The 25,051-nt window shown below is 37.7% G+C and carries 24 protein-coding genes; 13 read left to right on the forward strand and 11 right to left on the reverse strand.

The genetic code is table 11. The features are described from left to right. Positions 1–33 precede the first annotated feature (33 nt). The 6 genes from leuS to DKG77_RS05165 all read left to right on the forward strand — a co-directional run bounded on the left by leuS (position 34) and on the right by DKG77_RS05165 (position 6,256). Positions 34–2,835 (forward strand): leucine--tRNA ligase, encoded by a 2,802-nt coding sequence (leuS, locus tag DKG77_RS05140; protein ID WP_109660826.1) that lies wholly within the window; start codon positions 34–36, stop codon positions 2,833–2,835. Positions 2,836–2,914: 79 nt separating this feature from the next. Then, complete coding sequence (locus DKG77_RS05145) at positions 2,915–3,169, forward strand: SemiSWEET family sugar transporter (protein WP_109660828.1); 255 nt, start codon at positions 2,915–2,917, stop codon at positions 3,167–3,169. Between the two features lie 184 nt (positions 3,170–3,353). Continuing rightward, positions 3,354–4,454: an alanine dehydrogenase gene (gene ald, locus DKG77_RS05150; protein WP_109660830.1), complete on the forward strand. Its 1,101-nt coding sequence runs from the start codon at positions 3,354–3,356 to the stop codon at positions 4,452–4,454. Between the two features lie 93 nt (positions 4,455–4,547). Next, positions 4,548–5,243, forward strand: coding sequence for a zinc metallopeptidase (locus DKG77_RS05155; RefSeq protein WP_109660832.1), 696 nt, complete (start codon positions 4,548–4,550; stop codon positions 5,241–5,243). A 115-nt stretch (positions 5,244–5,358) separates the two neighbouring features. Then, positions 5,359–5,727: a winged helix-turn-helix transcriptional regulator gene (locus tag DKG77_RS05160; RefSeq protein ID WP_109660834.1), complete on the forward strand. Its 369-nt coding sequence runs from the start codon at positions 5,359–5,361 to the stop codon at positions 5,725–5,727. Next, a complete protein-coding gene (locus DKG77_RS05165; RefSeq protein ID WP_109660836.1) occupies positions 5,714–6,256 on the forward strand; it encodes a DinB family protein in 543 nt (180 codons plus the stop codon). The genes DKG77_RS05160 and DKG77_RS05165 overlap by 14 nt, the downstream gene beginning before the upstream one ends. Here the strand turns inward: DKG77_RS05165 and DKG77_RS05170 are convergent. Further along, positions 6,253–6,723 (reverse strand): Lrp/AsnC ligand binding domain-containing protein, encoded by a 471-nt coding sequence (locus tag DKG77_RS05170; protein ID WP_109660838.1) that lies wholly within the window; start codon positions 6,721–6,723, stop codon positions 6,253–6,255. The two genes, DKG77_RS05165 and DKG77_RS05170, sit on opposite strands and share 4 nt — an antisense overlap. Positions 6,724–6,771: 48 nt before the next feature. Then, on the reverse strand, positions 6,772–8,145 hold the full coding sequence (locus DKG77_RS05175) for a saccharopine dehydrogenase family protein (RefSeq protein WP_109660840.1): 1,374 nt from the start codon (positions 8,143–8,145) through the stop codon (positions 6,772–6,774). Positions 8,146–8,224: 79 nt separating this feature from the next. Between DKG77_RS05175 and DKG77_RS05180 the strand changes: the two genes are divergently transcribed. Beyond that, positions 8,225–8,617, forward strand: a complete 393-nt coding sequence (locus tag DKG77_RS05180) for a DUF423 domain-containing protein (RefSeq protein ID WP_109660842.1) — start codon at positions 8,225–8,227, stop codon at positions 8,615–8,617. Positions 8,618–8,679: 62 nt separating this feature from the next. Further along, positions 8,680–10,296, forward strand: coding sequence for a phosphoenolpyruvate carboxykinase (ATP) (pckA, locus tag DKG77_RS05185; protein ID WP_109660844.1), 1,617 nt, complete (start codon positions 8,680–8,682; stop codon positions 10,294–10,296). A 66-nt stretch (positions 10,297–10,362) separates the two neighbouring features. On the opposite strand, the gene DKG77_RS05190 is transcribed toward pckA, so the two are convergent. Genes DKG77_RS05190 through DKG77_RS05200 form a run of 3 tightly spaced genes read right to left on the reverse strand, consistent with a single transcriptional unit; the run spans position 10,363 to position 13,424 of the window. Further along, complete coding sequence (locus DKG77_RS05190) at positions 10,363–11,106, reverse strand: uroporphyrinogen-III synthase (protein ID WP_109660846.1); 744 nt, start codon at positions 11,104–11,106, stop codon at positions 10,363–10,365. A 6-nt stretch (positions 11,107–11,112) separates the two neighbouring features. Next, positions 11,113–11,769 (reverse strand): DUF4271 domain-containing protein, encoded by a 657-nt coding sequence (locus DKG77_RS05195; RefSeq protein WP_109660847.1) that lies wholly within the window; start codon positions 11,767–11,769, stop codon positions 11,113–11,115. Continuing rightward, the gene (locus DKG77_RS05200; protein ID WP_109660849.1) at positions 11,766–13,424 is read right to left on the reverse strand and encodes an ArnT family glycosyltransferase; all 1,659 of its coding nucleotides are present in this window, start codon (positions 13,422–13,424) and stop codon (positions 11,766–11,768) included. Before DKG77_RS05200 ends, DKG77_RS05195 begins: the two co-directional genes overlap by 4 nt. 120 nt (positions 13,425–13,544) lie before the next feature. On the opposite strand from DKG77_RS05200, the gene DKG77_RS05205 reads away from it, so the two are divergent. The 3 genes from DKG77_RS05205 to DKG77_RS05215 are packed head-to-tail and all read left to right on the forward strand — an operon-like array spanning position 13,545 to position 16,024. After that, positions 13,545–14,273: a polyprenol monophosphomannose synthase gene (locus DKG77_RS05205; RefSeq protein ID WP_109660851.1), complete on the forward strand. Its 729-nt coding sequence runs from the start codon at positions 13,545–13,547 to the stop codon at positions 14,271–14,273. Positions 14,274–14,275: 2 nt separating this feature from the next. Continuing rightward, positions 14,276–15,610 carry a dihydroorotase gene (locus DKG77_RS05210; RefSeq protein ID WP_109660853.1) on the forward strand — a complete coding sequence of 445 codons (1,335 nt, stop codon included), beginning with the start codon at positions 14,276–14,278 and terminating at the stop codon, positions 15,608–15,610. Between the two features lie 3 nt (positions 15,611–15,613). Further along, positions 15,614–16,024 carry a DUF4296 domain-containing protein gene (locus DKG77_RS05215; RefSeq protein ID WP_109660854.1) on the forward strand — a complete coding sequence of 137 codons (411 nt, stop codon included), beginning with the start codon at positions 15,614–15,616 and terminating at the stop codon, positions 16,022–16,024. 7 nt (positions 16,025–16,031) lie between these two features. Here the strand turns inward: DKG77_RS05215 and DKG77_RS05220 are convergent, their stop codons facing one another. Next, the gene (locus DKG77_RS05220; protein WP_109660856.1) at positions 16,032–17,036 is read right to left on the reverse strand and encodes an NAD-dependent epimerase/dehydratase family protein; all 1,005 of its coding nucleotides are present in this window, start codon (positions 17,034–17,036) and stop codon (positions 16,032–16,034) included. Positions 17,037–17,120: 84 nt separating this feature from the next. Here DKG77_RS05220 and tyrS point away from each other — a divergent pair, with 84 nt between their 5' ends. Then, positions 17,121–18,416 carry a tyrosine--tRNA ligase gene (gene tyrS / locus DKG77_RS05225; RefSeq protein WP_109661453.1) on the forward strand — a complete coding sequence of 432 codons (1,296 nt, stop codon included), beginning with the start codon at positions 17,121–17,123 and terminating at the stop codon, positions 18,414–18,416. Between the two features lie 57 nt (positions 18,417–18,473). Further along, positions 18,474–18,860: a hypothetical protein gene (locus DKG77_RS05230; protein ID WP_109660858.1), complete on the forward strand. Its 387-nt coding sequence runs from the start codon at positions 18,474–18,476 to the stop codon at positions 18,858–18,860. Here DKG77_RS05230 and DKG77_RS05235 read toward each other — a convergent pair. The 5 genes from DKG77_RS05235 to DKG77_RS05255 form a co-directional block, all read right to left on the reverse strand. Beyond that, positions 18,857–19,843: an acyl transferase gene (locus DKG77_RS05235; protein WP_109660860.1), complete on the reverse strand. Its 987-nt coding sequence runs from the start codon at positions 19,841–19,843 to the stop codon at positions 18,857–18,859. The genes DKG77_RS05230 and DKG77_RS05235 overlap by 4 nt on opposite strands. Positions 19,844–19,912: 69 nt before the next feature. Further along, positions 19,913–20,236 carry a T9SS type A sorting domain-containing protein gene (locus tag DKG77_RS05240; RefSeq protein WP_109660862.1) on the reverse strand — a complete coding sequence of 108 codons (324 nt, stop codon included), beginning with the start codon at positions 20,234–20,236 and terminating at the stop codon, positions 19,913–19,915. Positions 20,237–20,376: 140 nt separating this feature from the next. Next, entirely contained in the window at positions 20,377–20,685 is a 309-nt protein-coding gene (locus DKG77_RS05245) for a T9SS type A sorting domain-containing protein (protein ID WP_109660864.1), read from the reverse strand. A 149-nt stretch (positions 20,686–20,834) separates the two neighbouring features. Beyond that, positions 20,835–22,037, reverse strand: coding sequence for a multidrug transporter (locus tag DKG77_RS05250; protein WP_109660865.1), 1,203 nt, complete (start codon positions 22,035–22,037; stop codon positions 20,835–20,837). Positions 22,038–22,058: 21 nt separating this feature from the next. Continuing rightward, a complete protein-coding gene (locus tag DKG77_RS05255; protein WP_109660867.1) occupies positions 22,059–24,884 on the reverse strand; it encodes a TonB-dependent receptor in 2,826 nt (941 codons plus the stop codon). Positions 24,885–25,051: the final 167 nt, after the last annotated feature.

The following is a 25,051-nucleotide window of genomic DNA, read 5'->3' on the forward strand; positions in this document are numbered from 1 at the left end:
TATTTTTGCCAAATTAAAGAAGTAAGATATAAAATGAACTACAATTTCCAGGAAATTGAGGCCAAATGGCAAAAGTATTGGGCAAACAACCAAACGTTTAAAGCGTCCAATAATTCCGATAGACCTAAGTTCTATGCACTTTCTATGTTCCCTTACCCTTCGGGAGCTGGATTGCATGTTGGACATCCACTAGGTTATATCGCTACAGATATCTATGCTCGCTACAAAAAACATAAGGGATTCAACGTATTGCACCCAATGGGATACGATTCTTTTGGTTTACCTGCGGAACAGTATGCTATTCAAACAGGGCAACATCCTGCAATTACTACAGAAACTAATATAAAAAGATATAGAGAGCAACTAGACCAACTTGGTTTTTCATTTGATTGGAGTCGTGAAGTGCGAACCTCTGACCCCAAGTATTACAAATGGACACAATGGGTTTTTATCCAATTGTTTAGTTCATGGTACAATAAGAACACAGATAAAGCTGAAGCTATAACCGATTTGATTTCCATTTTTGAAAAAGAAGGAAATTCAAAAGTACATGCAGCTTCTGATGATGATATTGCGGTTTTTAGTGCAGAAGATTGGAATAGTTTCTCTGAGAAAACCAAACAAGAGTTACTTTTAAAATATAGATTGACATATTTGGCAGACACAGAAGTAAACTGGTGTCCCGCATTGGGGACCGTTTTGGCCAATGATGAAATTGTCAATGGAGTTTCAGAGCGGGGTGGTCATCCTGTTATCCGAAAGAAAATGACACAATGGAGCATGCGAATTACAGCCTATGCCCAGCGTTTATTGGATGGTTTGGATACTATTGATTGGCCTCAACCGCTAAAAGATTCGCAGACAAATTGGATTGGGCGCTCGGAAGGTGCTCAGGCAGAATTCAAAGTGCAAAATTCAGAATCTGTTATTTCTGTTTTCACCACTAGGCCAGATACCATTTTTGGAGTAAGCTTTATGACCTTGGCGCCAGAACATGAGTTGGTTGATCAAATTACCACGCCGGAACAAAAAGCTGAGGTTGGTGCATATGTGGAAGCTACGGCCAAACGTTCCGAACGTGATCGAATGGCTGATGTAAAAACAATTTCAGGTGCCTTTACCGGAGCTTATGCAGAACATCCATTTACAAAGGAGCCCATTCCTATTTGGATTGGGGATTATGTTTTGGCAGGATACGGAACAGGGGCTGTAATGTCTGTTCCCTGTGGTGATCAGCGGGATTATGATTTTGCTAAGCACTTTAATATTCCCATTCCCAATATTTTTGAGGGAATTGATATTTCTGAAGAAGCATTTGCCGATAAAGAAAAAACGATTATTGCCAATTCTGATTTCTTAAATGGATTGCCCTATAAAAAAGCAGTAAAGCGTGCTATTTTCGAATTGGAAAAACTAGGACAAGGCAAAGGAAAAATAAATTACCGTTTGCGGGACGCTGTTTTTAGTCGTCAGAGGTATTGGGGAGAACCCTTTCCGGTGTATTATGTGGATGGAATGCCACAAATGATTGCAAATGAGCATTTACCTTTGGAACTACCCGAGGTTGAAAAATACCTTCCTACGGAAACTGGGGAACCACCTTTAGGGAATGCAACTGTTTGGGCATGGGACACCGAACAATGTACAGTGGTGAATAATGAATTGATCAATCACAAAACGGTGTTTCCTTTGGAATTGAATACCATGCCAGGTTGGGCGGGCAGCTCTCAATATTTTAACCGGTATATGGATGCTCACAATAGTGAGGCTATTTATTCTCAAGAAGCTATTGATTATTGGGAAGATGTGGATTTGTATATAGGTGGAAGTGAGCATGCAACAGGGCACCTGTTGTACTCTCGTTTTTGGCAGAAGTTTTTGTTTGATGTGGGTGTGGCCCCAAAAGAGGAATTTGCCAAAAAATTGATCAATCAAGGGATGATTACGGGGACTAGTGCTTTTGTTTTTAAGGAGCTGGATTCAAATAAATTGTTTTCAAAAGGACAAAAGGAAGGAAAAAATGTTATTCCTATTCACGCAGATGTTTCATTGGTCAATGCTTCAGATGAATTGGATATTGAAGCCTTTAAGAAGTGGCAACCTGAGTATAAAGATGCAGAATTCATTCTTGAAGATGGAAAATATATTGTAGGCCGAGAAATCGAAAAAATGTCCAAGTCTAAATACAATGTAGTCAACCCAGATGCCATTTGTCAGGAATATGGCGCTGATTCCCTTCGTTTATATGAAATGTTCCTTGGACCTTTGGAGCAATCCAAACCTTGGAACACGGCAGGTATAACAGGGGTTCATTCTTTCCTTAAAAAATTATGGAAGTTATATACTACTGTTGATGAAAGCGCAGAACCTTCAGCAGAAAACTTAAAAACGCTGCACAAGACCATCAAAAAAGTAGAAGAGGATATTGAGCATTTCTCTTTTAATACTTCAGTATCTACCTTTATGATCTGTGTAAATGAATTAACGGCTCAAAAGTGTACAAGCAAAGCAATTTTAGAGCCGTTGGCCATATTGGTTTCTCCATATGCACCTCACATTGCCGAGGAGCTTTGGGAAAGATTAGGTCATTCAACATCTATTGCAGAGGTACCGTTCCCCAAGTTTGAAGAAAAGTATTTGGTGGAGAGCAGCAAAGAATACCCTATTTCGTTTAACGGTAAAATGCGTTTTACTATGGAATTGCCATTGGATATGGGCAAGGAAGATATTGAAGCGGCCGTTATGGCAAATGAAAAGACTCAGGCACAATTGCAGGGGCGTACACCAAAAAAGGTGATTGTGGTTCCCGGGAAGATTGTAAATATTGTAGGGTAGTTTACCCTTTTCTCTAGAGAGAAAAGTAGATTCATTTGATGAAACTTTATGTTTCTGTAATTGATATAGATAACTCGTTATGGAATTAATTGAAATCATTGGTCTTGTAGCGGCCACATTGACTACTACGGCATTTGTGCCACAAGTTTATAAAGCATTAAAGCACAAATCCACAGCAGATGTGTCGCTTACCATGTATATTGTTCTTCTTGCGGGGCTTATCCTTTGGGTGGTTTATGGGGTTCATCATAACAGTTTGGCAATTATTTTGGCTAACGTGGTTACAGGAGGTCTGGCACTCGCCATGCTAATTCTAAAACTTATACATAAATAGCAACTTAAGCTATGGGGTGTGTTATGTGAAAAATATTTATATTTTGAAACATACCCCTATTTTTAAGGGGTATTTTTTGCAAAAAACATGTTTTACATCTACAGACCCCTATTTTTTATCGATTTTATTTTCAATTTTGTATTTTTTGTGACAACTTTGAGTTATTAACAAAAAACAATACAAAATGATTGTAGGAGTGCCTAAAGAAATCAAGAACAACGAAAGTCGAGTTGGAATGACTCCAGCAGGGGTTTTTGAATTGATAAAGAATGACCATACCGTTTATGTGCAGTCTGGGGCTGGGGAAAAGAGCGGCTTTTTCAATCAGGATTATCAACAGGCCGGGGCCACTATTTTGGATACAATAGGTCAAGTTTATGCCCTAAGTGATATGATAGTGAAGGTTAAAGAGCCCATAGCAGAAGAGTATGACCTTATTCAAAAAGGACAGATAGTATTCACCTATTTTCATTTTGCATCTAGCGAGGCCCTTACCAAAGCAATGATAGCAAGTAAATCCATTTGCATCGCTTATGAAACAGTGGAAGATAAGGAAGGCACATTACCACTTTTAACACCAATGTCAGAGGTGGCAGGACGCATGGCCATTCAACAAGGTGCAAAGTATTTGGAAAAACCTGCTAAGGGAAGAGGTGTGCTTCTTGGAGGAGTCCCAGGAGTGGCACCAGGAAGAGTTTTGGTTTTGGGAGCGGGTACCGTAGGAATTCAAGCTGCAAAAATGGCAGCTGGCTTGGGTGCTCATGTTACCATTTTAGACATTAATATGAAGCGCCTCAGATATGTGAACGATGTAATGCCGAGTCACGTGGTGACCGAATTTTCTAGTGAATTCAATATTAGAAAACTAATAAAGACCCATGATTTAATTGTTGGTGGTGTACTACTAAAAGGCGCAAAAGCACCTAACCTAATCACAAGGGACATGCTAAAGGAAATGCGACCCGGGACAGTCATTGTTGATGTGGCCGTGGATCAAGGGGGATGTGTAGAAACTACAAAGGCCACCACTCATGAAGATCCTGTATATATTATTGATGATGTGGTGCACTATTGTGTGGCAAATATGCCTGGGGCAGTCCCATACACCTCTACAGTTGCTTTAACGAACGTAACGCTTCCATATGTATTAAAGTTGGCCAATATGGGATGGCGCAGTGCATGTAATTTAGATAAGTCTCTTGCTAAAGGATTGAATATTGTCGATGGTGAGGTAGTATATGAAGGAATAACTGAGGCCTTTAATTGGGAGCCTGTACTCGCATAACATAACATTTTGTCAGTATAATAGCCCTGCCCAACCATGGCGGGGTTTTTGCTTTATTGTTGGTATATTTATATCAATTAAAACACAGAAACTATGATGACATATTATATATTAATAGGGGGAATTGCTTTGATCAGTTGGTTGGTGAGTAGCCGATTGAAGAGCAAGTTCAAAAAATATTCAAAGGTTCATTTGCGTAATGGGATGAGTGGCGCAGAAATTGCCCAAAAAATGTTGGATGACCATGGTATTAGAGATGTAAAAGTAATTTCCACAGCAGGAATGCTTACCGATCATTACAATCCAAAGAACAAAACCGTGAATTTGAGTGAAGGAGTTTATAGTCAGCGCAATGCTTCTGCTGCTGCGGTGGCAGCTCATGAAGTAGGACATGCGGTGCAACACGCCCAAGCTTATGAGTGGTTAACAATGCGATCTAAATTGGTGCCCATAGTAAGCGTTACTTCTGGCATGTCCACTTGGATTGTTTTTGGTGGTTTAATGTTGGGTGCAGCTGCAGGCGTAGGCTTTGGGTTTTACATTGCCGTAGCAGGATTGATTATGATGGGGTTTGCCACACTATTTAGCTTTATTACACTACCTGTAGAATATGATGCCAGTAACCGTGCGCTAGCATGGTTAAAGCAGAAAAACATGGTTAGCCAACAAGAATATGCTGGAGCCGAAGATGCATTAAAATGGGCTGCCAGAACTTATTTGGTGGCAGCTTTAGGTGCTTTGGCCTCATTGGTCTATTGGGCTTTCCAGATTTTTGGAGGAAGAGATTAAACCAATTTCCGTAACATGAAAAACCTGCTTGGAGCAATTCAAGCAGGTTTTTTTATGGCTTTATTGGTTAAGAAAATACTTTTTCCGTAGTATTGCTACATAAAATGTAGCAATCATGATTTTACCTAAACCTGGAGTTGCTGTAAGAGGATCTAAAACCGGACAGCCTGTAATGGCCCTTCTTGACCTGCTAGGGAGAAGTTGGGCAATGGGCATTATATGGCATTTAAACGAAGGTCCTAGTACTTTTAGAAGACTGCAGCAATATTGCGAGTCAATTTCCCCAACAACGCTCAATAAAAGACTAAAAGAGCTTGTGCATGCACATTTGATTGTGCGGACCAAAGATGGTTATTCCCTTTCAGAATATGGTAAACAGCTTTTTGAATTGTTGGAACCAATGGGATTTTGGGCAAGACATACATGGGCTTCGTGCTTTAACGAAGAGAGTGAAACTAATACTGTTTGTAATGAGAAAAATTAAAAAACCTTTGGTTGGCGAGTATCCAGAATACTCTCATGTTTATCTGGATTTGATGGAAGATGATGACAGGGTCTTGGAACACCTTTGGAATAATTTTATTGAAATTAAAAAGTTTATAATGGCTCTTCCAGATGAAAAGCTGAAATATCGTTATGCAGAAAACAAATGGACCATAAAGGAAATATTGGTCCATCTGATTGATGACGAGCGAATTTTTGCCTATCGCGCACTGAGGTACGCCAGAAATGATGATACACCCTTGCACGGCTTTGATCAAGACTTGTATGCTAAATGTTCCAACGCTAACGAGCGCAGTCTAGAAAATATTTTTGAAGAATATGAGTGGGTAAGAAGATCTACCATATCCCTTTTTCAAAATTTACCTGAGGACAGTTTAACTAGAGGAGGTGAAGGAATTGACTTTGATGGGAGCGTTATAAACAAAAGAACAGTCAGAGGCTTGGCCTACCACATAGCTGGGCATGAACTTCGTCATTTCAATATTATAAAAGCGCGATATCTTTCCTAAATAGAAATTTGACGATCTATCTGTTGATTTAATGAAATGAAGGTTTCGGTTCTGGAAACCCCGTCTATTTGCTGAATTTTTTTGTTCAACACCATCATTAAATGCTCATTGTCCTTGCATAAAACTTTAATAAGTATAGACCAGTTACCTGTTGTATAATGACATTCCAATACTTCGGGAATTTTTTCCAATTCTTTCACCGCTTGTGGGTTTGCCATGGCCTTATCCAGAAAAATACCAATATAAGCCATGGTTGTATAGCCTAGAACTTTTGGATTGATGATGAATTTTGACCCCGACAGTAATCCCGAGTTTTCCAATTTCCTTAACCGTTGATGAATTGCAGCTCCAGAAATACCTATATTTCTTGCAATCTCTAGAATAGGTCTTCGAGCATCTTCCATCAAGTATCTTAGTATTTTTTTATCTATACCATCGATTTTGACAGAATTGTTAGTGGTTTTCATTGATGTGATTCAAAATTGTAGTTAAAGATACCTAAAAGTGGTAAAATATTAACTTCCAATAGAATCAGGATTATACCCTAAATATGGCACTTCATATTCTCTAAAGTTAATTCCGTAAGATTTTAGCTCTGAAAGTATAGGGCCGTAAACTTCCTTGCTAATAGGAATTTGTACTCCTGGAGTGGTAATCTTTTTATTAAGGATTTGTAGAGTCGCCATTGCAACTGGTAACCCAACAGTTTTGGACATTGCTGTATAGGTTTGATTTTCTCCCAGAACAACCATATTTGCATCTATTTGTTTTTTCTTGCCATCAATCTCGTAGCCAAACTTATGGTACATAACAATCATGTCCTTTTCATCCTTTTCCAGCGTCCAACTGTCTTCAAGTATATATTGCAGCATTTGAGCAGGGGTGGCATTCTTGAGCGGAATCGTTTTAGAATCATCAAAAAGATTCAGTTCCATTAATTTGCCCCAACGAATATCATCTTGGTCAATTTTTAAGTAATGCCGTAGCTTTAATTCAACCGAATCTGTTGGAGAATAAGGTAAAAATTGATTTACAAATTGGCGGTAAGACATTCCTTCAGAATTTTCAATAACATAGCTGTCGTCAGTCATTCCGAGGATCACGAACATTTGCCATGCTTTTGAAAAGCCTACCCTGCGCATGGTTCCGCGATATAAGGTAAGACTGTCTTGAAGGCCATATGCTTCCCTATATTTTAAAGAATCCCTATTGGGATATACTTCAAAACTGCCATACCCTTCAATGTCCAAAAGTTCAGTTCGCCGAAAAAGTTTTTGATAGGGAATGTATTTATAAGCACCTTCCTGTATAAATTTAGCCGCTCCACCTTGTCCTGCAACTACTACATTCCTAGGGTTCCAGGTAAATTTATAACTCCATAGGTTAGAATCATGTTCAGGTGCGACCAAGCCGCCTGTAAAAGACTCAAAAAGCAATATTTTCCCACCTTTATCACGAATGCGATCAATTACTTCCATTGCACTCATATGGTCAATACCGGGATCAAGACCAATTTCATTCATAAAGACAAGGCCATTTTTTTTAGCGTCATTGTCCAATTCCTGAATTTCGTTACTTACATAAGATGCGGTAACAAGATGCTTTTTAAAATGAATACAATCTTCGGCTATTTTAATATGCAATCTTGGGGGTAACATTGAAACCACAATAGATGCAGAATCTATTGCTTTTCTTCTATCCTCATCATTAAAAATATCCAATGTAATGATACTACAGTTTTGGTGTGAAGCAATATCTTGTGGAATATTTTCAGGATGAAGATCGCCAATAACCAAATGCAGGTTTTCCTCCCTAGATTTTTTTAGAAGATAATCTAATAGGTATGAGGTGGATTTTCCTGCTCCCAGAACCAAAATAGTGCGGACCATAGGTTTTATTTACTTTTGATTAAAACGAATACTAAGGTATCAAATTGTTATATTTTTAAAAATACAGACCCATTAAGTTATGAACAAAACAATTTTTTCTACTGGGATATTGCTAGGATTCTTAGCTGTTCTCTTAGGTGCATTTGGCGCGCATGGCCTAGAAAAACTAGTTGGGCCAGAGTCCGTTGATACTTTTGAAACAGGAGTTAGATATCAAATGTACCATGCTCTATTCCTATTGATTCTGGGAATTTGGAATGGACCTACAACAAGACAGAAAAAGACGGTATTCCTATTGGTCTTAGTTGGTGTCCTTCTTTTTTCTTTTTCAATCTATTTATTGGCCATCAATAGTTTAGTTGCCATGGATTTTAAAAGAATAGCATTTTTAACTCCTATCGGAGGAACATTGCTGCTTATTGGATGGTTTTTTCTTGGATTCTACACGTTAACCATGAAAACATTTAAATAAACAATTATTAGGTTGTAAAAGGTATATTTTTCTAGCTTTGTGCCAACTAAAAAAACTTTAAAATGAATGCATTTATCCCAGCAACGAAAACGATTTCGTTAGAGCCATATGGAATACTGCACAATAACGTACACTATCAACTCTCTTCAAAAGAACTTCATGATTTGACCATCGATAAAGATATGGGCAGGGAGGCTTCATCCGGTTCCTTGGCAGTGAATACTGGAGAATTCACCGGAAGATCTCCCATGGATCGTTTCATTGTAAAAGATGCAATTACTGAAGATAAAGTTTGGTGGGGAAATATTAATATTCCCTTTGATAGTGAAAAGTTTGATAAACTCTACGATAAGGTAATAGCTTATCTAAATGAAAAAGAATTGTTTGTTCGCGATTGTTACGCTTGCGCAGAAGATGCCTATAAGCTTAATATTAGGGTTGTTAATGAGTATTCATGGTCCAATATGTTTGCGTACAACATGTTTTTAAGACCTACAGAAAAAGAACTTGAAGCCTTTGACCCGGAGTGGACAGTAATCAATGCTCCTGGTTTCATGGCCGATGCTGAGGTCGATGGCACCAGGCAACACAATTTTGCAATTCTTAATTTTTCAAGAAAAATTGCATTAGTTGGCGGTACTGGGTATACAGGTGAAATAAAAAAGGGAATTTTTTCCGCCTTAAACTTCATTCTCCCGGTATTTAAAAATACTTTGCCAATGCATTGTTCGGCAAATGTTGGGGAAGAGGGTGATACGGCAATTTTCTTTGGCTTATCAGGAACAGGAAAGACAACGCTTTCTACGGATCCAAACCGTAAACTAATTGGTGATGATGAGCATGGATGGACCGCGGACAATACCGTTTTTAATTTTGAAGGAGGATGCTATGCAAAGGTGATAGATCTTTCTAAGGAAAACGAACCTGAAATTTATGGGGCCATAAAACAAGGTGCTATTTTGGAAAATGTAATTATGGATGATAAGGGTGTCGTTGACTTTTCAGACACTTCTATTACACAAAATACCAGGGTTAGTTATCCAATATATCACATTGATAATATTCAACAACCTTCTATAGGTAAAAATGTAAAGAATATTTTCTTTCTAACAGCTGATGCTTTTGGTGTTCTTCCTCCAATATCCAAGCTTACACCTGCTCAAGCTGCTTACCACTTTATTTCTGGTTATACGGCCAAAGTTGCTGGTACAGAGGCTGGAGTTGTAGAACCGCAACCATCATTTTCTGCATGTTTTGGAGCTCCTTTCATGCCTTTGCACCCAGCCAAATATGCAGAGATGTTAAGTAAAAAAATGAAAGAATCCGGAGTTGATGTATGGTTGATCAATACTGGATGGACCGGGGGCCCTTATGGGGTAGGGACCAGAATGAAGTTAAAGTATACCAGAGCTATGATCAGTGCTGCCCTAAATGGAGAACTGGGGCTTTACAACTACGATAACTATCATATACACTCTGTTTTTGGAGTTGCACAGCCAAGGGAGTGCCCTGGAGTTCCAACAAAAGTTTTAAGTCCAAGAGCTACTTGGAACAATGATGAGGCATACTATAAGACAGCTTTTAAACTTACGAATGCTTTTAGAGAGAACTTTAAGAAGTTTGAAGAATATGCTAGTGAAGAAATTAGGCGTGGGGGACCACAACGATATGCTTTTTAAAATAACAAAGGCCCGATCATTTGATCGGGCCTTTGTTATTTAATATTATATTGGATAACAACCAACTTATTTGTTTACACTGGTTATGTATTTCTGAAGAGCCATTGTCATAGATGGTGTCTCAGGAGTGGGAGCTTGTATATCAATACGAAGTCCAGCATCTGCCGCAGCCTTTACAGTGCTATTTCCAAACACAGCTATACGGGTCCCATTTTGTTCAAAATCTGGAAAGTTTTTTAGCAAGGATTCAATTCCCGAAGGACTAAAGAATACTAAAACGTCATAGGTTACTTCTCTAAGATCAGATAGGTCGCTAATAACCGTTTTGTAAAAAATGCCTCGCTTCCAATCTACTTTAAGTTCATCCAAAATTTGCGGAACTGTAACTTTGAGCGTATCAGACGATGGTAATAAGAATTTTTCATCCTTATATTTTTTTATGAGGGGAACCAGTTCATTGAACATTCGTTTTCCTACATAAATTTTACGTTTTCTATAAACCACATATTTTTGCAAATAATAAGCAACCGCTTCAGATTGGCAAAAATACTTCATGCTGTCTGGCACTTTAAAACGCATTTCTTCTGCAATCCTAAAGAAGTGATCTACAGAGTTTCTGCTTGTAAGAATGATAGCGGTAAAATTGTTTAAATCAATTTTTTGCTGCCTTACAGTTTTTGCTTCTACTCCCTCTACATGAATAAAAGGTCTAAAATCCACCTTTACTTTTTCTTTTTCAATCAATCGCGAGTAAGGAGAATTTTCTATTTTGGGTTCTGGTTGAGAAACCAAAATTGTTTTTACTTTCATAAGCTTTCAATCTTTTAGATAGCTTCCAACTAACACTAAGGGTGCAATTTCGAGTGCGCAAAGGTACAAAATAAAATAGAAAAAATAGGGAATTATAGCTTTTTGATGGTTCTTCAATAGCCTTGTCAGTCCAATGACATTAATGGAAATAATTAAGATGATAGCGGAAGAAATTACAATCTTCGAGTCCTTTAGAATATAAATAAGAACAATGTTGCTGATGAACATTACCAAACTACTATAGTTGAGGTAGGATATTTTGTTAAACAATAATTCGGAAATCAACCCTTGGGTATTAAAAACAAACCCTTGTGCAAATTGAAGTAGCATTTTTACAATTTGAAACAGAAGCAACCCCGCTATCAATAAAAAGAAAGAGGTCGGATTATTTTCGCTCGGCAATGTAAAAAACACTTTCAGAATCAAAAATAGGAACAACGAGAAGTTGATCAGCTGGAATATGGTCAATAAAATATGAAACCAGCTGAGAAGACGTCCCTTTTTGTTATAAAGCACAACGTACCTGTTGTTAAAGGGCAATATCATGAAGTTCAAGAATTTATTTTTGAAAAGATACTTTCCCAGAGCGAGCACAACCATACTAAAAAACAGAACAAGCGTTATCCAATCTATGGATTCAATAGTTTTATAAACGGGGTTCATTCTTCTAGTTTTATAGGTTTACCATTTAGTCCGGGCAAGAGGTCATTTTCGGCTATACCTACTCTAAAATACCCAGGATTTTCCATTTTGGTCTTAGGCAGTTCAAAGTGGAAAAATACTGTGTCCTTGGATTTTAGAACCGTTTCATTGTTTTTCAGGCCATTGACCTGCAAAGGAGCCAATTCTTTGACCTGTTTGTACTTGTTGGAATAGGCCACCGTATATTTAAGGTTTTCAAGCGGAATATCAAATTCATATGCGTTGTAAACTTTTAATACATATGGAGATTTTTCATGAGGCTCTTCAACAATACATTGCAATTTACGATAAGACTGAAAGTCATTCATGAAAACCCCATAGAACAGCGTACCGTCAGGATATGAATAGGTAATATCGCCACTTGTTCTGTATTTTGAAACATACAGAATTCTTTCATTTCTAACCCTTTCTTCAGAATCATCAATGGAATACTGGTTTTTTCTGTACATATGATTGTTAAGGGAAAATGCTGGGTTGCCCGAGTAAAACTCATACATGGGGGCACTGCGATATGAATTTTCAAATACTATTGGAACATCTCCTGCTTTTGAATTTAGTTCAGATACCCATTGCTTATTGCCATGCGTTTCAAAAAGTAGGGGCAACAAATCTGCATGCACCAACCAAACCCTAGCATAGAGGAGAATCACCATACTAACAATACCAATGCCGTACATCCATTTTCTGCTCTTGGCATTTTCAATAAGATGGTTAAAAGCTAGAACAGCCATGGGAATAGAGATAATGATGATCCATTGCGTTTGTACTCTTCTATTGAAACTAGAGATGAAAAAGAAAATTATGACTCCGTAGGTGAGATATAGAAGGGCTTTGGTGAATTTATTAATGGATCTGGCTTTGATCAACGATAGGTATACCCAATAAAAAAGCAGACCAAAAATGGCAACAAGATTTACAAAATAGCCCAAGGTGAACTTGGTAAACGAATATGCCTGATTGGGGCGTTCGTAAAGATGGTACTTAATGGATACAAAGTCATTTTGATAAAGCCATAAAAAGTGCGGGCCATAACAAACCAATGCCACAGCAACAGCTAGCCATGCATGTTTGTCTTTGATTAGTTTTAAATTGGAGAGAAATACGAACAAAATCACCAAGACCGCATGATATTTACTGTACATCAAAGCTGCCATTACCATTCCCATAAAAACTGATACCCAAATAGAGGGCTTGTTCAGAAACCATTTGTAAAGCAGTAAAAATAGAGCTGTAAAGAACAGCAAGGGAGTATCCGGAAGCGTCAAGAACCCATATGCATTCATTAGGGTCATTGAAAATAGAAGAAGAAAGAAGTGGCTTACATACTCTTTCTTCTTAGGATTGTCTATTAACTCCCATAGAATTAAATAGGTGCCAACAGAAAGCACACAACTCATAAAACGAACCCCCAACTCTCCATCAAACAAAAAACTACTTAGCTTAATTAAAAAAGCGACCATTGGTGGATGGTCAAAATAGCCCCAATCCAAGTTCTGTGCATAATACCAATAGTACGCCTCATCATAAATAAGTTCCGTAAAATAACTTTGGATAAGGTTAAGAACAAAAAGAACTGCCAGAAGAATAAGAAAAAGCCTGGGAAACTTTTGAAACATTAAATGGAGTTTAGATGGTTCAAAGTTACAAATATTGATCAACAAGATAGCTAGTAATACACACCACAACTTGTAAACGCAAATTATAAAACGTTATTTTTGCGGTCTAATCTTATGTGAATGGCAGACGGTTTAGTTATAATACCGACCTTCAATGAAATTGAAAACATTGAAGCTATAATAAAAACTGTTTTCGACCTAAAGAAAGATTTTCATGTTCTTGTGGTCGATGATAATTCACCCGATGGCACAGCTCAAAACGTTAAGAAACTGCAAGAACAATTTCCTGAACGTCTTTTCCTTGAGGTGCGCAAGGAAAAATCAGGTTTGGGAACTGCTTACATTCACGGATTTAAATGGGCTCTAGAAAGGAACTACGATTATATATTTGAAATGGATGCTGATTTTTCTCATCGTCCAGCAGATTTGTCCCGATTGCACAGGGCTTGTTTAAATGGAGCAGATGTGGCAGTTGGCTCTAGGTATAAAAAAGGGGTAAACGTAGTAAACTGGCCTCTTTACAGAATACTACTGTCTTATGGCGCATCGTTTTATGTAAAGATTATTACAGGGATGCAGGTTCATGATCCAACGGCTGGTTTTGTTTGCTATAAAAAGGAAGTTTTGGAAAATATAAATTTGGATGCAGTTAGATTTATTGGCTATGCATTTCAAATTGAAATGAAGTATAGAGCGTACCTCAAAAAGTACAAAATTGAAGAAGTTTCCATCATTTTCACGGATAGGGTAAATGGAAAATCGAAAATGAATTCGTCAATAATTAGAGAAGCCATTTTTGGCGTAATTGCTATGAAGTTTAGAAGTATATTTTTCAAAAAGAATTTTTAAAAATGTTAAGAACCCTACTAAAAAACACCAAAGTTGTTAATGAGAATAGCATTTTTGAAACTGATGTACTTCTTGATGGAGATTTTATAGCTCGTATTGATGCCAATATTACAGCTGACAATGCTGAGGTCATCGATTTGAACGGAGATTATTTGTTACCAGGCGTAATCGATGATCAAGTACATTTTAGGGAGCCCGGACTCACGCACAAAGGAACTATTGCCACTGAAAGTAGAGCTGCCCTTGCTGGAGGCATTACTACTTTTATGGAACAGCCAAATACCAACCCGCAGACCACCACCATAGAAAAACTAGAGGAAAAATTCTCTATTGCTGGAAGAGATGCCTATGCAAATTATTCCTTTCTTTTTGGTGGAACCAATGATAATCTTGAAGAGCTAAAAAGACTGGATAAAAATGCTTGTTCAGGAGTGAAATTGTTCTTAGGGTCTTCAACTGGTAATATGTTGGTGGATGATGAAGCCGTTTTGGAAAATATTTTCAGAAATACAGAAATGGTAATTTCCACACACTGTGAAGATGAAGGGACCATTAGGGCAAATATGGCCAAATACCAAAAAATATATGGTGATGCTATTCCTATAGCACTGCATCCTATTATCAGGAGTGAAGAGGCTTGTTATCTTTCTTCTTCCAAGGCCATTGCATTGGCAAAAAAAACAGGTGCTAGATTGCACGTGTTTCACCTCTCTACAGGTATTGAGACAGAGTTGTTTACAAACGCAATTCCTTTAGAAGAGAAGAAGATTACCTCAGAAGTATGTATTCATCACTTGTGGTTTTCTGATGAAGATTATGCAGAAAAGGGAACATTGATCAAATGGAACCCTGCCGTAAAGACCACAACCGACCGAGAAAAGCTCTGGGAAGCACTATTGGATGATAGAATAGATGTGATAGCAACAGACCACGCACCACATACTATTGAAGAAAAAGACAATCTATACACAAAGGCACCTTCTGGTGGACCGTTAGTGCAACATGCACTATTGGCCATGCTTCAAAAAGAGAAAGAGGGTAAAATTGGTTTTGAGAAGTTAGTGGAAAAAATGTGCCACAATCCGGCAAAACTTTTTGATATTGATAGGAGAGGTTTTATACGAGAAGGATATTATGCAGATTTGGTTCAAGTAAATAGAGATTCCCAAAATGTGGTTAAAAAATCCAATATTCTTTATAAATGTGGGTGGTCTCCATTTGAAGGTACTACTTTTGAGTCAAAAGTAGTGCGTACATTTATCAATGGTCATTTAGGATATGAAAATGGAAGTTTTTCCTCTGAGAAAAAAGCCAAGAGACTTACATTTAATAGATAGCAAATGAGAAAGGTTATTGCGTTGTTTTTTTTGGCTCTCTTTTTCTCTTGTGGTAAAAAGATAATCGAGAAACCGGAAAATCTCATCCCACAGGAAAAAATGGTCGAGATTCTGCATGATTTGGCAATATTGAATTCAACCAAATCGTCTTTTAGCCATATCATCGAAAACAGAGGGATCAAGGTAATGGATTTCCTTTATGAAAAACATCGGATAGACAGCGCTCAATTTTCCCAAAGTGATTTATACTACGCCTCTGTACCTTTGGAGTATCAAGCTATATATGAAAAAGTGGAAATGAAATTGGATACAAGAAAGGCCACACTGGAAAATGCAACCAAAAAAAGAAATGATAGTGCTAAGAAAGCACTGGAAAAACGAAAGGATTCCATGATTAAGCCAAAAATTGATTAAGTATACCTCATTTTTGGTTTTTAAATTTTTCACAACAAAAATCAATAATACTTTCTAGGTTCTCAAACTCAAAAGAAACGGTCTTTTTTATTTTTTCACTGCTGTATTTTTCGACTTTATACAATCCTTTGGTCATATTTTTAGTGAGCCTTCTCCTTTTTCCCAATAGTTTGTTTCGCAGCCAATCCCATCTCCAAAAAAACTCTAAAGCCAAGAAAGACACTTTTTTGGTAGGTGCTTTAACACCAAGTTTTGGCGCTATTTTTTGGAATAGTTGCTGGTAAGATAAATTCTCGTTTACAAGAATAAATCGTTCCTTTTCCACTTCAGAATCCATAAGGTTCACCATGGCATGGGTTACATCAGAAACAGTTACAAAACCTGTTCCGCCAGGAAGAAAGGACTTTTTGACCTTAGAGGCATATGTAAAGAAAGTGCCGCTTCCAGATTTCCAAAATCCAGGACCAATAACCACCCCAGGATTAACAATAACCACCGCCAGTCCTTCCTGTGAACCTCTCCAGACTTCCAGTTCAGCGTCATGTTTTGTTAGTCCGTAAACAGAGACATTCATATCGTTCCATTCATTATCCTCTGTTACTTCTTTAGCTTTGGTGCTCGAACCTATTGCGGCAATGGAACTTACATAACAAAGTTTTTTGATGTTATGTTCCAAACAGATGTTGACAACATTGGCAGTGCCTTCAATATTGGTTTTGACCAATGCATTGTAATCATTTGGGTCGAAAGAAATCAGGGCAGCGCAATGGTAAACATATTCAACATCCTGAAATAGTTCATGTAGTGAAGTGATATCGGTAATATCTGCCTTTACCCATGTTATTTCTTCCAGCAAGTCTGAAGGATTGTCCACATAGTACCCGAAAATTTTGGAAACGCGGTTTATGGAGTTCTGATTTCTATAACTGGCCCTGACTTTTTTTCCATTTTTAACCAAATGAAATAACAAGTGTGAACCTATCAAACCAGTACCTCCGGTAACTAAAATCATATAGTAAAAGTACCTATTTGCAATGGATTTATTCAAGGATGTAAGAACTTCATTTTATATTTGCACCTATTCTAAAATACTATGATGGTAAAGAACTTTGTTCAAGAATTACAGTGGAGAGGTATGGTGCATGATATTATGCCGGGTGCAGAGGAACACCTTATGGAGGAAATGCAAGCCGCTTATGTGGGGATTGACCCAACTGCGGACTCATTGCATATTGGACATTTGGTAAGTGTAATGATGTTGAGACATTTTCAATTGGCCGGTCATAAACCCTTTGCTCTTGTAGGTGGCGCAACGGGTATGATTGGTGATCCATCGGGTAAGTCGGCAGAACGTAATTTATTGGATGAAAAAACACTTCGCCATAATCAAGAGGCACTAAAATCCCAATTAGCAAGGTTTTTAGATTTTGAAAGTGATGAAGAGAATGCAGCCGTTTTGGTGAACAACTATGACTGGATGAAGGATTTCTCTTTTCTTGATTTTATAAGGGATGTTGGTAAACATATTACCGTCAACTACATGATGGCAAAGGATTCCGTTAAGAAAAGGCTTTCCTCAGACGCCAAAGAAGGAATGTCCTTTACAGAATTCACCTATCAATTGGTTCAAGGTTATGATTTTCTTTACCTATATCAAAATCACAATTGCACCCTCCAAATGGGAGGAAGCGATCAATGGGGAAATATAACTACCGGTACGGAACTTATCAGAAGAATTGGAGGCGGAAAAGGGTTTGCCCTTACCTGCCCTTTGATTACTAAAGCTGATGGAACTAAATTTGGTAAAACCGAAGGTGGAAATGTTTGGTTGGATGCCGAAAGGACCTCGCCATATAAATTTTATCAGTATTGGCTGAATACTTCTGATGGAGATGCAGAGAAATACATTAAGATTTTTACTTTTTTAAGTAAGGAAGAAATTGAAGATTTGGTCGCCAAACATAAAGATGAACCTCATCTTAGAGCACTTCAAAAGCGATTGGCAGAAGAGATAACCACGAAGGTACATTCCAAGGCCGATTTGGAAAATGCTATAAAAGCAAGCAATATACTTTTTGGAAAATCCACTTCTGAAGATTTAAAGGAACTTGATGAAAAGACATTTTTGGATGTTTTTGAAGGAGTTCCTCAAGCAAAGATTTCAATAGATGAGGTAAGTGCCGGCCTGGACATGATTGGGGCTCTGGCAGCAAAAACAGGTTTTCTTGCATCAAACGGCGAAGCAAGAAGAGAGTTGAAACAGAATTCCATTTCAGTAAACAAGCAAAAGGTAAAAGAAGACTTTCTAATCACAACTGCTGATTTAATCAACAACAAATTTGTGTTGCTCCAACGTGGTAAGAAAAGTTATTTTGTATTGGTGGTAAGCTAATTAGCGCAACGTTTTATCATCTAGCGCGTCTAAAAATTGTACTAAATCATTTAGAAAATGAAGAAAGCTGGTTTTTTGGCGATCATAGTTTTATTTCATTTGAGCTGCTCTGGAGATGATGACAACGTCTCAGATGTTGCCCTTAATGGGGAATGGATTTTAAATAGGGCGAGTTGTTTTTGCTTCTTTGAAGAAGATTTTGACTTTAGTGGTCATACATTAACCTTTAATAGTATTGAAGAAGAGGTTGTGGTGAAAAATTCGGACACCAGTTTTTTCATCACTCAGGCAGGGACGTATTCATTTGCCAATAATGGAACTGTTCTAGATATTGATGGAAGAAAATATACCTATAGAATTGAAGGGAATACGATGGTTTTGACCTTTGTGGACAACCCCAATATTGCTGATGACGAAATTGCCTTGTTCTACACAAAAGGCTAGAGTGCCATTAAATTGCATCCCCTAATATCAGAATTGTCAAAACGTCCAAGGATTTCAAAGGTATTGTCTTCGTAGACCTTTCCTAAATCTTGCGTTGCGATAAAAGAGCAAGAATTTATATTGGCTAAATCAATAATGTTTATTCCACCGGTTTTACCAAAAGGTTGAATGGAAAGGGGGTCTTCTGTATCCCGAGGTATCACTTTCATCCATGGTGGGGTTTTAAATAGGCCATCACCTTTGGAATAGGCCTGTGACAATAACTCCGTCATTCCATATTCTGAATGAACTTTAGATACCCCAAAAGCATTCTTGAGAATATTATGCAGTTCAGCCCTAATCAATTCTTGTCGTCTGCCTTTCATTCCTCCTGTTTCCATAATCATGGCATGTTCCAGTTTAATGGGAAATTGTTCCGCTAAATCCATAAGAGCAAAGGAAACACCAATTAATAGTGTCCTGGTTTTTGTTTCTTCAAGCTGTCCTAGTTTTTCATGCAGGTTGTTTAAATCATGCAAATAAAAACCGCTTTTAGAATGTTTTGATTTGTCTAAAAGGTCATTTACCATATAGACCAGAGAAGAACCTTTCCTTTCTAAATATGAGGGCAGTAAACCAATTATACAATAATCCTCTACAGGGCCGTAAAATGTATTAAAACCTTTTAGATAGCTCTGTTCATATATGCTCAAATCGGACACAAAATGTTTGCTGGTAGCACTTTTGGTGGTTCCACTACTTTCAAAAACAATTTCAGGTTTTTTAGTTGACGAACTTACTTTGTGTGTTTTGAAGAACTCTATGGGAAGAAAGGGGATTTCTAAACTATTGAATACGGTAGAAGGAGATTTTCCTAAGTGCTTGCAATATGTCTGGTATACAGTGTTGTTTTTAAACTGAAACTGAAAGACTTCAATTGCCAGAGACTCAAATTCAGTTTGTGTTGATATAGAAAAGATTTGTTGAATTTTTGAGCTGTCCATTAGGAAACAAAAGTACCCAAAAATAAAAAAGCCCTTCTCTGGGGAAGGGCTTTTTTTGAGCGCATTTTTCTATTTTATGACCAGTTTTCTAGTCATTGTTTTTTTCTGTTCGGTTACTTGCAGTACGTAGACTCCTGGAACCAATCTTGAGATGTTTAGTGTGTTGGTGGAGATTCTATCTGTAAGTACAACATCTCCAAAAACATCATAAATCTTTATCTGCTTGCTTCCATTGGAAGCAGTCGTAATATATACTTCCTCGCCATATACGGGATTAGGGTACATTTTAAAACCTTGTAGTTCTTGTGCCTGCTCAGTATTTACACTGACCAGCTCTTGACCGAAAGTGAATAGGGGTAATGCCATAATGAGAACAAAGTAGATTTTCTTCATAAATGCTGATTTGGGAAATAAGCAATATAAAAGTATGCAAACTTGCTAAAAAGGGCTACAAAATGTTGTGAAACAAAGAATTATGTAGGTAAAGGTGAAAAAGAAGGTATTTTGGCGATGAAATGCACAAAATAGGGAAATTACTTGATTATTAGCTTTCTGGTAGCAACTCTATTGTTTTCAAAAACCCTTAGAATATATACACCCTTGTCCAGACTGGAAAGATTCAATTCTCTGCCTATGATCGTCGTTTGCAATACTTGGGTTCCCAATACATCAAAGATTAAGATTTGCTTTGGTGCATTTTTGGTAGTCTCTATATAGATTTTACCCTGAGTAACTGGATTTGGATACAACTTAAACCCGTCTATATCCGCTCCGGCTTGGGATTCTTGTGAAAATCCAAGGGAACAAATAAAAAAGAAGAAGACGAGGTAAAGGTGCTTCATAAAGTATTGGTTACAAAGGGTATGCCACAAATATAGAAAATTTGACCGCCGATATAGAAGTGCTTTAGGAAAAAACCCACGTTTTTCGATGAAGTGCATAAAAAAAGCCCCGCATTTCGGGGCTTTTTATAATCTAATTCTTTTTTTGTTTAGTTAATACCTACGGTCCATCCAGCACCCCAGGTAGCAATATCTGTACCTGTACCGTTGCCAACACCAGATATTACATCAGCCTCATTGAATACGGCACCAGTATCGTTTTTCAAAGTAACGGTAACATTGTTGAAAGTTACATCAACAATATTTAGCAAATCATCCAATACTCCTTGACCAGTTGGATTGTCTCCGGCATCACCATCAAGATCAAAACCTTCAGCGTAGTTGTTGATAACAACATTTGTAAAAGTACCTTGAGTACCAGCTCTTAATCTTATGGCCTCATCATCGTCATCAGTGCCATCGCCAACAACAGTTACATTTGTAACAGTAGGTGCGGAAAAATAGCCACCTTCATTGCTAAAATCTGTATTATAACCATCGCACTCGAAAGCTTTATCATGTGAATTTCCATGTTGAACATAAACATCTGTAAGCGTTCCAATAAATCCTTCAGTCCAATCAATGGAATCATCTTCTGCATTGACAACAACTAAGTGACTTGCATTTACGGTTCCCCCAAAGAATTCGAAACCGTCATCAGACCCTTCAAAAATTTGAACGAAATCTATAGTTGTTCCACTACCAACGCCATAAACGGATAAACCATTTAGCTCGGCGTTTCCATCAATGGCACCACCTGCATATTCGATTCTTACGTATTCTACGTTTCCAGAATTATCTGTCGGAGTGTTTCCTCCAAAGGCAAGAGCTCCAACTTCTGATGTTGCTATATCTTCAGATCCATCAGGAGTAGAATTAATGGGTGCTCTTCCACAAAGCACCAATCCTCCCCAGTCACCTGAAGAAGGAGATGTAGCATTTGATGTAAGCACAATAGGATTGCTAGAAGTACCTACAGCGTTAATCCTTGCTCCTTGCTGAATGGCAATATAAGCGTTAACACCAATTGGTTCAGCTCTTACTGTCATACCTGCAGGGATTGTTAAAGTAGTGCCACTTGCCATTAATACAGGACCGGTAACAACGTAATCAATTGCAGAATCTAATGTAAGGTCTGCGGTATACAATCCGTTAAGATTAACGGTAGTATCGGCTGGTGGTTCTTCACCACCTGAATTGTTGTTTGTTGTTGTGATGCTATTATCATTAATAACGATGTCTGAGGTATCGTCGCTCTCACAAGCAATGAATAAAGCAGCGGCTATACCTAAAAATAAAAACTTGTTTTTCATTTGTTCTTAGTTTAAAAAATATTAAAATTTATATTTGAGGGTTAGCCCAACGTTAACCCCAAGGTTATACTCTCTTATGGTAATATCTCCAATTCCAGTGCCCTCTCTAACAAAAGAGATATCTGGATCTAGAATGTTTTTGGCTGTAAGATTTGCTTCAAAGTGTTCTCCAAAAGAATTCTTCCAAACAAAATTCAATGTGGGAACAGCCTTTTCCACAATGTTTCCAAGACTACCTGATCCTAATGAGAAAATTCGATCAGAGAAGTATGAGAAAGCTACAGTTGCCTTTGGTTTGTAGTTTCCAAATACAGGGCTGTAGTTTACATCTGCATTTATAATAAAAGGGGATGCACCTTCCAGCTCTTCGGAAGTGCGATCAAATGTTGTTCCAAATGTATTTTCAGTACCCCCTGGAATATCCTTAAGATCCTGATCGGTATTTGTATATGCTGCATTTAGGCCAACGGATACCAAGGCATTGTCATCTGCATCCATTAATAGGTTTTTTCTTATCTCTAATTCAACGCCAAATACATCTGCTTGCTCTCCTGTTCTAAAATAGCGCTGTGTTCCAGTGGCATCCGCAGCGACAACTCGGTTTACTGGATCTTTGATTGTTTTTGCAAAGGCAGCTATTGAAATTATTTCACCACGCTCTAAAAACCATTCGTATTTTATGTCGTAGTTGAAAATGTCTGAATAGGTTGGTCCATTTCCGTCTAAGCCGCCCAATAGATCTGGGTTACCACCTATACGCTGTGTTACAGACTCATAAACAAATGGTGCAACCTCCTTGAATTCTGGAAAAGAAGCTGTTTTGCTAAATCCGAATCTAAGGTTGGAATCATCATTTATGGCGTAGCGAACATTTAAGCTTGGCAGAAAGATATTTTCATAAACATCTCTGAACCCTGGGTCTGTGGCACTAATGTTAATTACATCGTACTCTACTTTTTGGCTAAAGGATTCTACCCTGATTCCGGGGATAACACTAATTTTTTCATTTAATTCAAGTTCGGCAGTTCCATAAACTGCATGAACATTTAGATTACCCTTATATGTGTTTTCTGGAAGACCGGGTCTGTTTCTATTTCCAATATCATTGTTTATGGGATTTAGTACTAATAAATCCCATAATCCCTCGCCATTGGGTATATTGATGTTATTGACATCAAAGATTGTATTGAAATTGTTGACATCAGTTATTGGGGTATTGTCTCTATCTTGAATTTCATAACCGTATCGAATACTGTTAAATCTTCTTTCTTTTCTACGACCGTTATATCCAAAATTGAACTTTACTTTTTCAGAAACTTGATACCCTAAATTGAGGAAGCTGTTAAGTTCGTCATCTTCAATACTTTGAAAAAACCTCTGATTGTCAAAAGGAATGTTTGTATAAAAAACGGGATTGGTATTTGCATCATTGTCCAAAGACAATTGGTAGTTTTCCAAGGTGATACGCTTTCTATCCGGTTCATCAGAAAACACCTTATTGAAACCTGTACCCCAATCCAGAGACAACTTTTCGTTAAAGACATGCTGACCTGTCAATTGGTTCACAAAAATCATGTCTTGGTTAAACTGAACGTTCATTACATAAAACCCTTCATCCGTGGTAAGAATGGCATCTCTATTTGTTCCCAATCCATTAACTCCGTAAAAGCCTACAGCATCAGTAGAACTGTTAATGAAGAGTGAACTGTACTTTACTTTGTTTTCATTGTTGATTTTGTATGTGATGTTACCCAAGGCTGTAGTTGTGGTCTTATAAGCGTACTCTTGTACATTTGGGAAATCTACTTTTAATACATTGGTAAAATCCCTTGCAGGTCCTTCTCGCAGTTCGTAACCATTGCCAAAGCTGGCGGCACCAAAAAAGCTTAGTCTAGAATCACCATCGTTAAAATTAAAAGAGTAACCCCCTTCAATAGCACCAGAAATATTGACTGGGTGCCATGATTCTTGTGGGTCAACACCATGAGATAGAACAATTGCGAACGGATCATTGTCATAACGGTTATAAAACCCGAAATCACTTGGACCTTCACTTCTTACAAAATCTTCACCGGAAGCATTGCTGTTTATTCCAGAGCCAAGAGAAATTTCAAAATACCCATCGCCAGTATATTCTTTTGAATCAACATTTACGTTACCAGCAGCAAAATCTCCATAAAAAGTAGGACTGTACGCTTTGCTTACGGAAACATTTTCAATAATGCTAGAAGAGAAAAGATCAAGGTTAATATTCTTTTTGTTTACATCATTGGAAGGAAGGGAAAGACCATTCATTGTAGTATTTTGGTAACGATCCCCAAGGCCTCGGACATAAACATTACTTGAGCCTTGTTGTTTGGAAATACCAGAAATTTGAGCTACAGCTGCAGCAGCATCGTCTATGCCTTTGAGTGTTAACGCTTCCGCACTAATTGCTTCTTGAATTACAAGTGCGTTTTTCTGTTGAAGCAACAAAGCTACTTCTGAATCTTTTCTTGCTGAGGTGGTTACTACCACCTCATCTAAACCAACACTACTGGCGCCAAGACCGGTATTTACCTCCGTTACCTTATCGGCTTCAACCAACACATTGGGAACCTCAAGCGTTTCATATCCTAAAAAACTTATAACCAAAGTATACGTTCCAGGTTCAACATCGGAAATTTCGTATATACCATCAAAATCCGAAGTTGTTCCCATTGTAGTTCCTTTTATTAGAACGTTGGCAAAAGGAAGTGGGTCATCATTAAGTTCTTTATCAGTCAACTTACCCACAATACTGCCGTTCTCTTGAGCAATACTAGCAAGGGTGAATAAGGAAAAGACGAATATTAAATAAGTTTTCATATGGTATTCTGTTGGATTAGAATTTGGAGGCAAAGAACGATACAGGGTGTAAAAGCGATGTTAGGGGCGGGTTAAGTGTTTATTGAGAAACTGTTACAATAACGTTATGACATTAAATCAATGTTAAGCATTGATGAGGTTATAGTATTATCTTTACATTTGGGCGA

Origin of the sequence: Flagellimonas aquimarina (assembly GCF_003149745.1) — a bacterium.
Classification (GTDB): domain Bacteria; phylum Bacteroidota; class Bacteroidia; order Flavobacteriales; family Flavobacteriaceae; genus Flagellimonas; species Flagellimonas aquimarina.